The sequence below is a fragment of the Paenibacillus radicis (ex Gao et al. 2016) genome (assembly GCF_014641555.1).
In the GTDB taxonomy this organism is placed as follows: Bacteria; Bacillota; Bacilli; order Paenibacillales; family Paenibacillaceae; genus Pristimantibacillus; species Pristimantibacillus radicis.
The window spans coordinates 329,153-343,566 of the sequence record NZ_BMHY01000005.1 but is presented as its reverse complement, the minus strand read 5'-3'; the positions used below and the strand labels follow the sequence as shown (position 1 = coordinate 343,566).

Below are 14,414 nucleotides of genomic sequence, written 5' to 3'. Positions count from 1 at the left end.
CCGCTCTTCATTAAACTACTATTGACGCCGCTGCTGAGTCAACCTTTATACGGTTAATATGCCCATTTCCCTAAGTTTCGCCCCTTTGTTCTCTTCACCACCGCTTTATGGCTGAATATGCTGGAGCAAAGAACAGAAGGAGGGCGATCGCTCCGGTATGGCAAAAAAGGTCATTATCGTCGGTATCGAATTCAACAACCGCTCCACCAGAGGCGGTCCTTATAAGGTTGGACTTACGCAGGAATGGATCGAATACCGGATGAACGTTTTTATGAAATATACGATGAACAGCTTGAAAAAGCAAACCAACCAGCAGTTCACTGCGCTTATTCGTTATGCATCCGTTACGGAGGAGCTCATTCAGAAGACGCTGGAGAAGCATGAGCCGCTGCCGGATAATATTCGGTTCGTGCCGGAGGAGCAATATATTGAAGCACAAAAGGAACTCGCGGGCGACGCCAAATGGCTGTATCTTGTCCGCCTCGACTGCGACGATACCTATAAAAAAACGCTGATTCAACAGCTGCACGAGTGGAAGCCTAAAGAAGGAACACGCGCGCTCGTCAACCAGCTCGGTTACATTTATGACAGCCTCCGTCACCGGATTTCCCCGGTCAAGAAGACCTCTCCGCCCTTCTATACTTGGATCTATAAGAGCGTAGACTACTTTAATGGAAAACGATATAAAATCAAAGGCGGACATCCCGCAGTGGTCAAGCATAAGCATGAAATATTGACGAGTAAGGGGAGACGAAACTACCTCGTCGTTGTCCATCAGCGAAATACGCTTAACCAGCGGCTGCTAAAGCGAAAAAACTTTATCAGCAATCGCAAAAGGGTGGACGCGATTCTGAAAAAGTTTATTTAACCGTGAAAAGCCGCCCTCTCACCTGCAGAAGGCGGCTGCTCATGATTAATTGGAGGAGAAATGCTTACTCAACTGCCGCTTCGCACGAGCCTCCGCCCAATTGTAAGACTGCCAGCTGCTGTCTCTCTGTTGAAGCCGTTCTTCTCTGTCTTTCAAGCCTCTTTCCAATTCGGGATGCTTGACTGCGAATTGAATGAGCAGTGGAACGGCATCAGCCGACAACTCATTCAAATACGAAACGTCCGTAACGGTGCTGGTTTTATTAAACCGCTCGATGTTGCGCTCTGCAATCATCCGGTCCATCCCGATATAATTGACCAGCACATAGGCCGCAATGCTGATCACGATATAGAACCGGGCCAGCGGAATACGTGATATTGCAATACGCAGCCCGGCTATAATAAGAAGAACTGCCAAGTAAATCATAAAAGCATGCACTAGAAAACGAATATAGGTATAGCCATAAGCTTGCTCGTAGAGTACTAGCCGCTTATAAGCAGATACGAGCATCACGCCTGAGCAGCTGACGAGCACATACAGCAGTACGTTATTGACCTTAGCGAGAACGACCCGGCTTTTATCGGAAAAGACAAGCGTCCCCAGCATGATGGCAAAATTAATCGAAGTTACGATCACCAGCTCGAAAAACCCGCCCCTGGCGTATTCTGCATACGTCATTCCTTCCGGCAAATGGCCTTTCAGCATGCCGAATAAATAAGAAAACTGAATGACGACAAACAAAATATAGACGGCATTTATCGCAACAAGCACAGTCGCTATGATGAGCGGATCTGCTTTAACACTCGAAGCAGCAGCTTTCGTTTGCGAAGGTACAGCACCTTGCAGCTGAGCTTCCTTCCAATTTGCCGCCAGCCTCGCTCTATGCGATACACGCGGCCTGACAAATCCCCACACATAGCCGAACAATGCAAGACTCAATATAACGATCCACATTATTCTGGCGATGCCTTCCCCTATCGAGAAACTCCCGAATGAATCCGGGATGGCATTCACGATTCCCTGAAAAACGCCGTCTGCGGAACCCAGCAGCGTCGTGACGATTATCAGCAGCGGTCCAGCAATCGCCAGACCGATGAGCACACTGCCTGTCGTTTTTTTATGACGGCTATCTATCTTTGTTGCAGTGGTAAAGCGCAGCAGCGAGAATGCCGTCGCCCAATGACCGAAGGTTTGAATGAAAAGCTGCTCCAGCGTCGCCGGAATGAGCCGGATATCCGACCAGGCTCTCCCCTTTTCCGGACCAAACAAGTAGACGGTATGTAGCGCTATCAGCACTGGAATCGCAATGAAATTTAACCCGTAAAAGATTGGATTGTCAAACAGTACATAGGTCAAAGCAAGCAAAGCGACAGCTGCGAAGCAAAAGTAGTCAATGCCCGTCAGCCTGCGCATGCTCCCCTTCGCATTTCCGAGCAATAAGGCATAGAAGATGCCGATAAATATCGGATAGGAGATTCCAAACGAATGCTCGAAAAATAAATACTGGTGAATACACGCTGCCGCCAGCGCCATCCCTAACGCCCTGAGCGCTCCCTTCCGGTCTGCAAAAGCTTCATCCGGCTTCAGCACAGGCACTTCTTCACTCATTACAATTCCCTCCAGTTATTATGCTATCTAACATCCATTGTAAATGTTAAAATAAGAAGATAAATAGAAATTAACGGAGCAATAGTTTCGTATTTTATAAACGGACAGGAGGTTCGAATCGAATGAAGCTGCATGGCCATTATTTGCGCCTGCATTCCCGGTACGGGGCCGAAGCAGAAGCGGAGCTTACGTTGGATGAATTGGCAGGCGCGCTTGACTGCACGCACCGGAATGCGATGAATGTCGTCCGAAGCATGGTAGAGCATGGCTGGGTAGAGTGGATTTCCAGCCGCGGCAGGGGACGCCGATCGACGCTGCGCTTTCTGGCTGCGCCCGAAGAAATCGCGTCGCAATCGATGCTTAAAGCGATGGCGACAAACCGTCATGCCATCGGGCGGTCGCTTGCACAATTGCAGGGTCATGTACGTTCAGCAGCGCTGCAAGAGCATGTACAGGGCTGGCTGCTCGGTTATTTCGGCCACAGCACCGAGCTGAGAAGCAACAAACGCATAGATACGCTTAGATTGCCGCTCCGCCAGCAGCTTCAGACGATTGACCCGCTGTCCATGAACTTGCTGGCGGAATCCTTTGTTGCCAGTCATGTCTTCGATGGTCTCGTTCGCCGGGCGAACTTTGCGAACTCCGATACGCTCGATGGGAATGTGACGGAAGAAATTTTGCCAGGCATCGCCCATGCTTGGGAGGTTGACGCCAGCCGTAAGCGCTGGACGTTCTACTTGCGCAAGGAAGTGCTGTTCCATAACGGCAAAATCATGACCGCCGATGACGTTGTCTTTACACTGGAGCGGTTGATCGGAACTTCGCGCCGGACGCTGTACAGCGTCATTTTCAAGCAGATACAGGCTGTTCGCGCCCTTCATCCAAACGTAGTTGAGATTGAATTGATTGAACCCAACGAGCTGTTCCTGCCGCTTCTCTGTACAAGCCGTGCAGCCATCGTCCCGAAGGAATTGGGACAGCTCGGCGAGCATTTTGGCTCAAGGCCGATTGGTACGGGTCCTTTTCAATTAACGGAAATGAGCGACGGCGGCTGCGTCTTGGAGGCTTTCGGCTCCTACTTCCAAGGACGGGCGCATTTGGACCGTGTTGAGATCGTGCATGTCCCGTGGGGACTGCCCGAAGAAGCCGCCGAGCCATCATCGCCATTTCACTTAATTCATAATCCGGCGGAAGCCGGAAGCGGCGGCTGGAGTCAGATTCACTCCCGCACGACTGTACGGAAATTCGTCACCTGCAACACGCAGAAGGCAGGCGTTATGTCCGATCCGGAATTACGTGCAAAGCTGTTGGCTTGCCTGCGTGAGGATTCGCCCGCCCCTGCTGTGCACTCCACCGCCATCTCTATTGCCATTGCGACAGTTGAGCCCTATCGTCATGACGCGGAATGGCTGGCCCAGCAGTTGGAGCGGCATGGCTATAGCTGCACTGTCGCTACGGCTTCCGTCGAGGCTTTCAAGGGACCCATTCGTTTGGAATCCGATCTGATTGTCTTCTCGCTGCTGCGCGACCAGGACGAGCAGCTTCGGCAATTCGACCTGTATCAGACGATGTCTGCGCATATCGAGCCGCACACACGCTTAGATATTGAGAAACGGCTCCAAGCGATTGCCCGGCAAGCTGATTCTGAGCTTAGAGCCGAGCTGTTCCGGGACATTGAGGAGCTGCTGATCCGCGAGCATCAGCTTTATATTTTATACGAACGGCCGGTTCAAACCGCTTATATGCCCTCTGTGCGCGGCGTGACCTTCAACTCGCAGGGCTGGGTCGATCTGCGCCATGTCTGGTTTCCTCCAGGGACGTAACAAGGAATGCTGCCCTGGAGGTGCGAATAATATAGGTTACGATGATATCTGCATGCCGAAGGAGCGGTTGGCTTGAGACTGATCATGCCTTGCCTGATTCTCTTAACGAGTGCGATTTACATCTTTGCCATTCCAGACAATCCATTTGCTGTGAAGCTGCTATTCAAGCTCATTCCGATGTGGCTCATTATTGCCTATGCCTGCCTTCAATTCCCGCAGAAACGAAAGCGCTCCCACTGGCTGCTGCTTAGCGGTCTATTCTTCTGCATGCTTGGCGACGGACTGCTGGTCTGGTTCATCGTCGGTCTCGCTGCCTTTCTGATCGGACATCTCTTCTACCTATTCACCTTCGTTAGCGTATGGCGATACTCGCTGCTGCGCCTGCTGACCATCATTCCTTTGTCCTTGTACGGGGTGCTTATGGCCAGCCGTCTGCTGCCTGCAGTAAAAGCTGGCGGGGACGATGCGTTAGTGATCCCCGTGCTCATCTACTTGATCGTCATCTCCCTTATGTGCTGGGCAGCCATCATGACCGGCAACAAGCTGGCAATGTGGGGCAGCATTCTATTTGTCATCTCCGATTCTGTGCTCGCCTGGAATATGTTCGTATCTGATATCGCCCATTCATCCATCTACATTATGACGACTTACTATGGGGCCCAGTTTCTCATCGCCCGCAGTGCGAGGAACATCGCGAGTCCTTAATCAGCCAGCCATCCTATTTCTCCCTATGGCCGCTTCTCGCAACAAATTTAGTACCAGGTATTATTATCTTGTGTTAAAATAGACATAAATAGACAAAGAATCCGACGTGGATGGATTCTGCATTGTTGTGAGAGAACCTACATGAAATGAGGCTATACAAATGAGTGGAATATTGAACGGGAAAAATATAATCGTTATGGGCGTTGCGAACGAGCGCAGCATTGCTTGGGGAATTGCTAAATCACTGCATCGCGAAGGCGCGAACCTGATTTTCACATACCGGAAAGAGCGGTCGTTCCAGAAGCTGTCGCAGCTGCTGGAAGCGAACGGCATTAAGCCGCTGCTTTGCGTATCCTGCGACGTGTCGGATGATGCCAGCATCGAGGCGGCAGCGCAAGAAATTCAAGCGGCAGTGCCTGTCATTCATGGACTGGCTCATTCTGTCGCATTTGCCGATAAAGAATATTTGCAAGGCGAATATGTCGATACGACCCGCGCAGGCTATCTGCAAGCGCAAGATATTAGCGCTTACTCCCTCGTTGCAATGGCGAAGGCTTGCAAGCCGCTCATGACCGAAGGCGGAAGCATCGTGACGCAAACGTATCTTGGCGCAGAGCGCGTTATGAAAAACTATAATGTCATGGGTGTTGCGAAAGCGGCACTGGAAGCAAGCGTCCGTTACTTGGCGGAGGACTTAGGCAAAGCCGGTATCCGCGTTAATGCAATTTCTTCCGGGCCGATCCGCACATTGTCTGCAAAAGGCGGCGTTGCCGGGTTCAACGAGCTTGTGACGACGATGGATGAGAAAGCGCCGCTTAGACGGAATGTCGATCAGGATGAGGTTGGCGACGCCACGATGTTCCTGCTTAGCCCGCTCTCCCGGGGCGTTACCGGTGAAGTGCTTCACGTCGATTCGGGCTATCATATTCTTGGCTAGCTATCTGCCGCTAAACCAACCAAAAAAAATCTCAGGACGACTGCTGCAGCCGTCCTGAGATTTTTTCATATCTTATTTAAACTGATCCGGAAATTGCTTCAAAATGCCCTCCGCTAGAACATTAGCCAGTAAGATAAGATGATCCTGTCCGTCATCATAGATATGGATCGATTGCTCCCATTCTTTGTGAAGGTTGGCTACGACATCCGCTGCGGTGAGCTGCAAATGCTGATACAGCAAATCCTTAAGCTGCTTTTCGCTCCAGTGCGGGTTTAAGCCGCTTAACAAAGCTGCAATTTCATCGGCATTGCCATACCACGCTTTGTTGGCCTGCTGTAAATCGGCTTCGTTACCGCTTTGCAGTGCCGCGAACACTTTCCCGCCCGTCATAATGTGCTCGGTCAGCAGCTTGCCCAGTTGATCGCCTGCCACTTCTCCGTAATAAGGCTTAATCGCATCTCCGATATCCCGTTGATTGCGCAGCAGTCTTGCCAATACCTGCTCTTTATTATCCAAGCCCTCCAGATTGCTGACGATATAGTTATTGGTCCATAACGCATGCTCGATCCATAGCTTTTGCCACTTTTCAAACAGCTTTGCGGCTTTGGGGCTTAAGCATCCCTTATGATCCCGTGTGTGATGGCTTTTCTCCGTATGTGCTTCAGCCGGTATAGCCGAAAGCGGTGCCACCAGCAATAGGGCAGTCAAGCCGTATGGCAGCAGCCATTTCATCCAACGATTATTCACCAATACCCCTCCTCTGCCTGATTTTGAAGAGCAGACGGGTTTATTGTGAACCAAACCTTTCTTTTCATGCATGGCATAACCGGGCGAAAAAAAAACGCCGCCAGCCCAAAAGGCCAGCGGCATTCTATCTTATCCTGCTATTCAAACACAGCAAACTTTAGTTTCTTTTTCTTCAAATATTCGATAATTTCCGGCAAAGCTTCCGCCGTGATCTTCTTCTCATGCAGGACATAAATACCGCCGGACGGATTCGTCTGGTGGAAGTATTTCACGATGTCTGATGCACTTTTGACATGCCAATCCTCCGGATCGCGGTTCCACATGAGCGTCTTCATCCCCAGCTTCTTAACCTGTGATTTCAGCTCATCGGAAACAGCGCCATAAGGCGGCCGAAAAATCGTCGTCGGATTGCCTGTAATGTCTTCCAGCAGCTCATTGGTTTGCTTCAGCTCTTCCGATGCCTTCTCGCTTTTCAACTTCGACAAGTCGCTGTGAGACCAAGAGTGATTGCCTACTGTCATTCCCTGTTCACTGGCATAAGCGGCGGCTTCTTGTTTTCGCTTGGCGTTTTTCCCGATGAAAAGGAAGGTCGCTGCAACATCATTCTCTTTCAGAATGTCGACGATTTGCTCCGTGTATACAGAAGGTCCATCATCGAAGGTCAAGGCGACATAACCCTTTGGCAAGCTGTACTGCATTTTATCAGCCGGGAGCTGCACGATCTCATAGCCCGCCTTCTTCTCCGGCTCTACAGGCTGAGTCTTCTCCCCAGAAGGCATGACCGAACCCTTAGATTCAACAAGCGGCATCTCATTCAATCCGTTCCAGGAAGCAGCTTGCACGATGCCAGGGCCAAAAGACCACGGGGCCGCACTTGCTTCTGTCGACGTTTCATTAGAGCTTGCCGCTATCACCCGATGGATCAACGGATCAGCAGCATCCTCAAACAGCTCGCGATTCATCGTAATGCTTGCGATACATAAAATAAGCGTAAACACGGCCAGTCTCGCAGCAACGAAACGGAATCGCTTGCCGAACAGGCGAAACGGCACTTTTTTCGATTGCTTAAGTTGATCGGTATTTATACTTGCACTTATACTTGCATGTTGCTCTTCTTGTGCGGAGAGAGCCTCTTCACGGATAGCCGTCTCCAACTGCGATACATAGCATTTGGTACATGTAAAAGGCAAATGAAGGCTTGTGTCGCGATTGACCTTTGTCAGACTGCTGTTGAACCTTTTGCCGTACGTATCCCATTTCGGATACAGCGACAGCCTGACTCGTTCACCCGTCCGGGGAACAGCAGCAGAAAGCTGATGGTAGGTATGCTCATCAATATCGAGAACGAACCGTTTGCGCTCTTCGTCTGCCGTGACGCTTAGCTCCATTCGATAATGATCCGGCTCCTGCCGCAGAGATAAGAGCTCGATCATTCGGATTTTATTCGTCTCCATGGTGTATGGACTTCCTCCTGCCGCGTCTCATGTTGATTTACGCTTTAATTGTCTCCGCTTCCGTCCGCTGCCGAATTCGCCTGATTCGCAAACGGCATCGACATGCGATTGGTAAAGTCCTGAATCATATTCGCCAAATAAGCCTTCTCCTGGCGGGTCGTCTCATACTTCTGGCGAAGATGGTTGCCCTCCGCTTCAAGGCGGCTGATACGCTCCTCCAGCTCATTGATTCGCTTATTCCGCTCCGCTTGTGTCTCATTATGCTTCTGCATCAAGCTGCTGTACTTTTGCTGCTCCAGATCGATGACCGCCTTCAACTCTTCGGTCTCACCGGACATTTGGGTCTGCAGCTCACGGTAATCCTCCATCACCTGATCGACCTTCAAGTTTTTCTCGATCAGCTTGTTCTCCAGCTCCAGAATGTTCTTCTCGCGCTCCTCAATGACTTTATTGAGGTTCTTAACGTCGCGATTCAACCGGTCTACATGGTTGTTGGCATGGTTCAGACGATCCTGAAGCTCATGGATGTTCCGATCCGAATGCTGTCTTGCCTGAATAATTTGCTCGACCGAGAAAATAAGGTCCAACGATTTTTTATCCAGATTGGCTTTACTGGAACTGCTCATGACTGCAAATAACTCCGCAGCTGATTCTGTTTGCTCGACCTCTTCCGTGCCCGGCTCGTTGTTCTGCAATTCCGGATCGTTTATTGAGGTTGCCCTTGCCTCTTGATCCGGCGCGCTCGCCGCTGAATCCTTTTTCTTAAAAAAAGGAGAAATCATCGCTTCTATTCACCCCGTTAGAAAAATGTCAGAATATGTCGAACTTTTATACTACTATTATAGAATAATTATCCATAGCCGAAGTGAGACTTTGTATCTATATCTATCAATTCTATCTAAAGTCCTATGCCTAATCGGTAATTGTCAGGTATGTTCAAGCATTTGCAACGGTACCGGGGTCACAAAAATAAAAAAATGGGGCTATCCGTTGAACGGATGCCCCATCTCCCTTGCATGTATATACATACGACTGTATGCAAGCCTTAGCCCGCTATGTTATTACGCTAAATAGCGCTCCACCACGGCTCTTACCCGCTCTACACCTTCCCACATATCGCCTGGACCGTCATAAACAAGCGCTATAGGTCCTTTGTACTGGATATCAGCCAATATCCGTAAGTTTCTTCCAAATTCAACTTCCTCCGGTATTCCGTCCGCGTTAAATTCCGGTTTGGCATGCACATTCTCGCATATAGGCAGCAAGGCCGCCAACTCCTCATGGCGGATCGAACGCTCGAAGTTGCCGAAATCGCCGATCATCCCAATCTCTCCCGCTCCTTTATCCGCCAACGCCAAGCAGTTCGCCGCCGTCAGAGTAAGCGGCTTGAAGTTTTCCGTAATGACGCGAACGTTCCGCTCTTTGGCATATGCTGCGAGCTCCAGCAATTGCTGCCCGGCACGTTCCAGTGCCGCTGCGTCTGTGGAAGGCGATTCTCCCGCCACGATACGAATTCGTTCCGCACCTGCCTGGGATGCAATATCAATCCATTCCTTCGCAAGGCTCATATCGGCTTTGCTGCGCACTTCGTCGGCAGATGAAATATCGCCGTAATCCAGCAGCAACGTGTGAAATGCAATCTTACTTTGTTCGAATGCCTGTCTCAGTTGCAGCAAATAGTCGGTATCCGTGCGCGGGAAGTTGAAGTGACACACATCGACCGCTCCAAAACCCTTCTCTGCCAACACCCCCGGCAGCTCCAGCAGTGTAGTCAGCTCCGGCTGCGGATCAATGTGAACGCCGTGCGTTTGTGCTGCCGCATCCCAGTACGTCCAGCGAAGTGGACCAAGATGGCGGTGAAGACTCCATGTATTCATCGATAGATAGGACATGACCCATGCTCCTCTTTTTTTCCGAATGATATCGTATGTGAGTGGATTCTCGGTTCGTTTTCATCATTGTAGTCATTCGTTTTTGTCCCGTCAATCGAGTTGCCAAACCCGCATAAAAAGACGGCAAAACCGATGTGAAACCGGATCTGCCGCCTCTCTTGGCAACCTATTTTATTAACAGGCGTTAACCTGCGCTCTTCTTTAATTGCTTGCTTCGCAGCTGGCCGCAAGCCGCATCGATATCGGTGCCATGCTCCAGTCTGACACTGACGCTGACGCCATTCTTTTTCATCACATCGTAGAACGCCTTGATCGATTCCTGCTCGCTCCGCTGATATTGACTGTGTTCGTCAACCGGATTGTACGGGATAAGGTTCACATTGACGAGCGATTTGCGATCGCCTTCGCCGATCAACTCTACCAGCTCCAGCGCTTGCTCCCGGCCGTCATTAACATCCTTGAGCAAAATGTATTCCAGCGTAATCCGCCGGCGCGTCTTCTCCAGGTAATAATCAATCGCCGGCATCAGCTTCTCCAGCGGATAGGCGCGGTTGATAACCATGATCTTAGTCCGCAGCTCATTGTTTGGCGCATGCAAGGACACCGCCAGATTCACGCCTGTGTTCATGTCGGTGAAAGCATAGATTTTATCAGCCAGTCCACTCGTAGAGACAGTGATATGTCTTGCTCCGATCGCCAGCCCCTTATGATCCTTGACGACAGTCAGGAAATTAATCAGATTCGTCATGTTGTCGAACGGCTCGCCGATGCCCATGACGACGATGTGGCTAACCTTGTCTCCTTCGCCCGCTTGGTCCAGATGCAGCTGCGCTTTCATAATCTGCTCCACGATCTCTCCCGCAGACAAGTCACGGCTTTTCTTCAATAGACCGCTCGCGCAGAAGCTGCAGCCGATGTTGCAGCCGACCTGCGTCGTCACACATACCGATAAACCAAATTTATGGCGCATCAGCACCGTTTCGATCAAATTGCCGTCCTGCAGCTTAAACAGGAACTTGATTGTGCCATCGACCGACTCCTGCTTCACATGCTCTTCCATTGTTTTCAGCACGAAATGCTCTTCCAGCAGCGCCAGGCAATCGGCATTGACGTCGGTCATCGCCGCAAAGTCCGTTACGCGCTTGCGGTACAGCCAATCCCACACCTGCGCCGCCCGAAACTTACGGTGTCCGCGCTCCTCCAGCCACCCGGTAAGCTGCTCTAATGTTAATCCATATAGGGATGATTTACTCATGAATAATCCTCTTTTCATCTGTTGCCAATCTGCTACTGCCTATTGTCCCAAAAAAGGTTGCCGAAAACAAGTAGGCGAAGCCTCTGATTCGCATTACCTATTCTTGTTCGTGCTCAGCTCTCTATTTCTAATTCTTTAGATTCACTACTATTTTCACAAAAAAGATATGTAAAACAAGGAATTTGTTGGTTGATGTCGAATTGAGTTAGTTCAAATTAGACAACAACTTGGGGGAGAACAAATTCGTGTTAATTAGGCATCATCGTTCTAAATTATTGCTGTCGCTACTAGTCACAACTGTACTCATTTGTTCCTTGTTTGGCTCCGCAACACCCGCTCACGCTGCGGCTATCGTGAACCAGAATCAAGTCTATACGTACGAATCGATGACCAGAGATATGAACGCATTGGCTGCACGTTATCCGGATCTCATCAAGCTGTCTTCGATCGGCGAGAGCGAATATGGCCGGAAGCTCTGGCGAATGGATGTCGGTAAAGGTCCGGCCATTATATTGCTGAACGCATCGCATCACGCGCGAGAGTGGATGACCACCATCCTGCTGATGTCTATGGTCGAGAACTTTGCTTCTTCTTATACAAATAACGATACCTATAATAAAATGGCTGTTCGTGATTTGCTGGATCGCGTCACCTTCGTCGTTATCCCCATGGTCAATCCAGACGGGGTTACGCTTCAGCAGAAGGGACTTTCATCCTTTCCTCCATCGGTGCATGAAAGCTTGATCCGTATGAATAAAGGAAGCCGGGACTTCAAACGGTGGAAAGCCAACGGCAAAGGCGTCGATCTGAATCGCCAATATCCTGCGGGATGGGAGTCGATTCGAAATGCGGCATCATCCAACAGCTATATGAATTATAAAGGCCAGAAGCCGCTGCAGGCTAAGGAAGCAACCGCCATGGCTAAGCTTGCCCGTGAACTGCGTCCGGAGCTTGCGATGTCCTATCATTCTTCCGGCGAAATTATTTTCTGGAACTATCGGACAAAAGCAGAAAATCTGGCCCGTGATCGCGCATTGGCTTCCAAATATGCTTCCATGACGGGTTATTCGCTGGTTGCACCTAGCTCCAATCCTTCAGGCGGCGGTTTTACCGATTGGTTTATTTCTGAATTCGGCCGTCCCGCTATGACACCCGAGATCGGGCGCGCTGTAGGGGACACGCATGTGCCCCTGTCCGAGTGGTCCCGCATCTGGAAGCAGCATCGTGATACGGGATGGATGCTCGCTATTGAAGGCTATGAGCTTTGGCTGAACAAACAAGACGTAAAGTCGAGCAGCGGCGACATCTACCTGCTGTCCTCCGAGACGAGCTACCAATGGCCAAGTCCCGATTCGAAAACGACGGGCACACTAAAAGCAGGCACATACAAGCTTACCCGGACAAAAGGCGATTGGCTTGAACTTGCATCGGGAAGCTCCCGCATATGGATCAGCGGGCGCAATGCGCTGCTTAACGTCACCAAGGCTCCAGAGGGGCTGAAGGTCGCTTTAACGAAGGATACCGGTATCTATACGACTCCGCTTCAGACGAAAGCGACTACTCTATCTTATGCGGACCAGAAACTATCGGTCCAATTCGCCTGGAAGGACTGGTATCAGATACAGACTTCCAAAGGATTGTACTGGGTGAAGGCTAAGCAAGTCTCCATCGTCAAGGAGGAAGAGCCTCCAGTTGTTGAGGAGCCAACTGCGCCAACCGAAGAAACTCCGTAAGAGGAAGTGTTGCAGCCTCCTGCATCCGTAGAGCAGGACAACGTTGTGGCACAGTGAATAATACCCGTGACCGCTTCCCCATAATAGAAGATAACTTTATGGGGAATGGAGGAGCACGCATATGTTGGACAATCTCGAAAGCAGCTATGATTGCGCAAACGCAGGCGACGACCTGCATGCTATAAAGCGGGAGCTTGCCGAGCTTCGCGGCAGCAGCGCCGAAGACCCGGAATCGCAGCTTGCGATCAACCGGCTGGAAAATCAGCTTCTGTTCATCATGAACAAATGCGATATTAATCATTGAGCTGATAAGATGTAAAACAAGCAGACGCCGGTATGTGACCGGCGTCTGCTTGTTTATTTTTATTGTCCCACTGTTCCAGCACGACTCGTCTGCCCCAACTCCATACTCTACTCGAATAAGATCACTTTTTTCTCAAATAAGAAATCAATTGCCGCCCTTGTATACTTTCTTACGTTATCGCCTCAGAAGGCCATCTTTGAGCAGATTATAAGGAAATTTTGCACCTTATAGCGAAATGAATTTCTGTAGCCTCATCTGCACTCTCTTCTCACAGCGAAACTTCCCGCCACGTTCAACGATACTCCTTGTCCAACCGGCCTTAGAACCGTTCGCCCAGTTCCAGCTCCGAAATCACCTCGAAGCCTTCCCGGCGCAGCAATGCAGTCGTAACGCCTACGCCTTCCATGCGTTGATTGTCGAAGCTGCCGTCGTAGATCATCCCGCTTCCGCAGGAAGGACTGTATTCCTTCAACACAATCGTGGTGGCATCATACTTTCGCGCCAGCTCCAGCGTCTTCTGGGCACCATCCAAATATAGCGCTGTAACATCCCCGCCGGATTTCTCTACCACGCTCGCTTTGCCTTCCAGTACATCTTCACCTGTACCGCCAATAATCTCAGCCGGCTCACGCGGCGTAACGAAGCCTCCCAGCAGCTCCGGACATACCATTACCGCTTTACCTTCCTGAACAAGCGATTTAATCTTCTCACTTAAACTATCCGTTCCATTATATCTGCATGCTAACCCGGCCAAGCAGGAACTTACGATGATCACGGTGTTTCCACATCCTTCATATCGAAGCCGTATGCACAATTGAAGTGCACAACGACACCTGTCTATATAGTCCTTTACTTAAATCTTATCATGATTTTAAGCCCATTTGGGCGTTTCCATCACCTTTTGCAGCAAGCAAATAGAAGAAAATACTTAGGCCGCTCCAATTAAAACCCGCTCAACGCCTCATCCAGAACAATTGCCGATGCTCGGCAAGCAGCAATAACAAGAGCTGCAGAGCATGTTGTGGCTCCCCATTAGCCGCTGCCAGATCGAACAAAAATAAGTTCTTTTCATCCGCTTATTTTTCATA

General features: G+C 50.2%; 13 protein-coding genes. 6 read left to right on the top strand and 7 right to left on the bottom strand.

What is annotated here, in order from left to right; all coding sequences use genetic code 11:
• Positions 1 to 157: 157 nt before the first annotated feature.
• The gene (locus IEX98_RS15590; protein WP_188890125.1) at positions 158 to 868 is read left to right on the top strand and encodes a glycosyltransferase; all 711 of its coding nucleotides are present in this window, start codon (positions 158 to 160) and stop codon (positions 866 to 868) included.
• 45 nt (positions 869 to 913) lie between these two features.
• On the opposite strand, the gene IEX98_RS15585 is transcribed toward IEX98_RS15590, so the two are convergent.
• Complete coding sequence (locus tag IEX98_RS15585) at positions 914 to 2,476, bottom strand: DUF4153 domain-containing protein (RefSeq protein ID WP_188890124.1); 1,563 nt, start codon at positions 2,474 to 2,476, stop codon at positions 914 to 916.
• 122 nt (positions 2,477 to 2,598) lie between these two features.
• Between IEX98_RS15585 and IEX98_RS15580 the strand changes: the two genes are divergently transcribed.
• The 3 genes from IEX98_RS15580 (at position 2,599) to fabI (ending at position 5,941) form a co-directional block, all read left to right on the top strand.
• The gene (locus IEX98_RS15580; protein ID WP_188890123.1) at positions 2,599 to 4,299 is read left to right on the top strand and encodes an ABC transporter substrate-binding protein; all 1,701 of its coding nucleotides are present in this window, start codon (positions 2,599 to 2,601) and stop codon (positions 4,297 to 4,299) included.
• A gap of 72 nt (positions 4,300 to 4,371) precedes the next feature.
• Positions 4,372 to 5,004, top strand: a complete 633-nt coding sequence (locus tag IEX98_RS15575) for a lysoplasmalogenase (RefSeq protein WP_308421795.1) — start codon at positions 4,372 to 4,374, stop codon at positions 5,002 to 5,004.
• A gap of 160 nt (positions 5,005 to 5,164) precedes the next feature.
• The gene (gene fabI, locus IEX98_RS15570) at positions 5,165 to 5,941 is read left to right on the top strand and encodes an enoyl-ACP reductase FabI (RefSeq protein ID WP_188890122.1); all 777 of its coding nucleotides are present in this window, start codon (positions 5,165 to 5,167) and stop codon (positions 5,939 to 5,941) included.
• Between the two features lie 72 nt (positions 5,942 to 6,013).
• Here fabI and IEX98_RS15565 read toward each other — a convergent pair whose 3' ends face one another.
• The 5 genes from IEX98_RS15565 to rlmN all read right to left on the bottom strand — a co-directional run bounded on the left by IEX98_RS15565 (position 6,014) and on the right by rlmN (position 11,289).
• Positions 6,014 to 6,688, bottom strand: coding sequence for a glycosyltransferase (locus tag IEX98_RS15565; RefSeq protein ID WP_229692206.1), 675 nt, complete (start codon positions 6,686 to 6,688; stop codon positions 6,014 to 6,016).
• A gap of 137 nt (positions 6,689 to 6,825) precedes the next feature.
• A complete protein-coding gene (locus IEX98_RS15560; protein ID WP_188890121.1) occupies positions 6,826 to 8,142 on the bottom strand; it encodes a polysaccharide deacetylase family protein in 1,317 nt (438 codons plus the stop codon).
• Positions 8,143 to 8,186: 44 nt separating this feature from the next.
• Positions 8,187 to 8,924: a hypothetical protein gene (locus IEX98_RS15555; protein WP_188890120.1), complete on the bottom strand. Its 738-nt coding sequence runs from the start codon at positions 8,922 to 8,924 to the stop codon at positions 8,187 to 8,189.
• A gap of 279 nt (positions 8,925 to 9,203) precedes the next feature.
• Positions 9,204 to 10,034, bottom strand: coding sequence for a sugar phosphate isomerase/epimerase family protein (locus tag IEX98_RS15550; protein ID WP_188890119.1), 831 nt, complete (start codon positions 10,032 to 10,034; stop codon positions 9,204 to 9,206).
• Between the two features lie 184 nt (positions 10,035 to 10,218).
• Positions 10,219 to 11,289, bottom strand: coding sequence for a 23S rRNA (adenine(2503)-C(2))-methyltransferase RlmN (gene rlmN, locus IEX98_RS15545; RefSeq protein WP_188890118.1), 1,071 nt, complete (start codon positions 11,287 to 11,289; stop codon positions 10,219 to 10,221).
• 245 nt (positions 11,290 to 11,534) lie between these two features.
• On the opposite strand from rlmN, the gene IEX98_RS15540 reads away from it, so the two are divergent.
• Both IEX98_RS15540 and IEX98_RS15535 read left to right on the top strand, forming a co-directional pair.
• Complete coding sequence (locus tag IEX98_RS15540; RefSeq protein ID WP_229692205.1) at positions 11,535 to 13,022, top strand: M14 family metallopeptidase; 1,488 nt, start codon at positions 11,535 to 11,537, stop codon at positions 13,020 to 13,022.
• A 121-nt stretch (positions 13,023 to 13,143) separates the two neighbouring features.
• Positions 13,144 to 13,326: a DUF2524 domain-containing protein gene (locus IEX98_RS15535; RefSeq protein ID WP_188890117.1), complete on the top strand. Its 183-nt coding sequence runs from the start codon at positions 13,144 to 13,146 to the stop codon at positions 13,324 to 13,326.
• Between the two features lie 319 nt (positions 13,327 to 13,645).
• On the opposite strand, the gene IEX98_RS15530 is transcribed toward IEX98_RS15535, so the two are convergent.
• Positions 13,646 to 14,101, bottom strand: a complete 456-nt coding sequence (locus tag IEX98_RS15530; protein WP_188890116.1) for a DUF523 domain-containing protein — start codon at positions 14,099 to 14,101, stop codon at positions 13,646 to 13,648.
• Positions 14,102 to 14,414 lie beyond the last annotated feature (313 nt).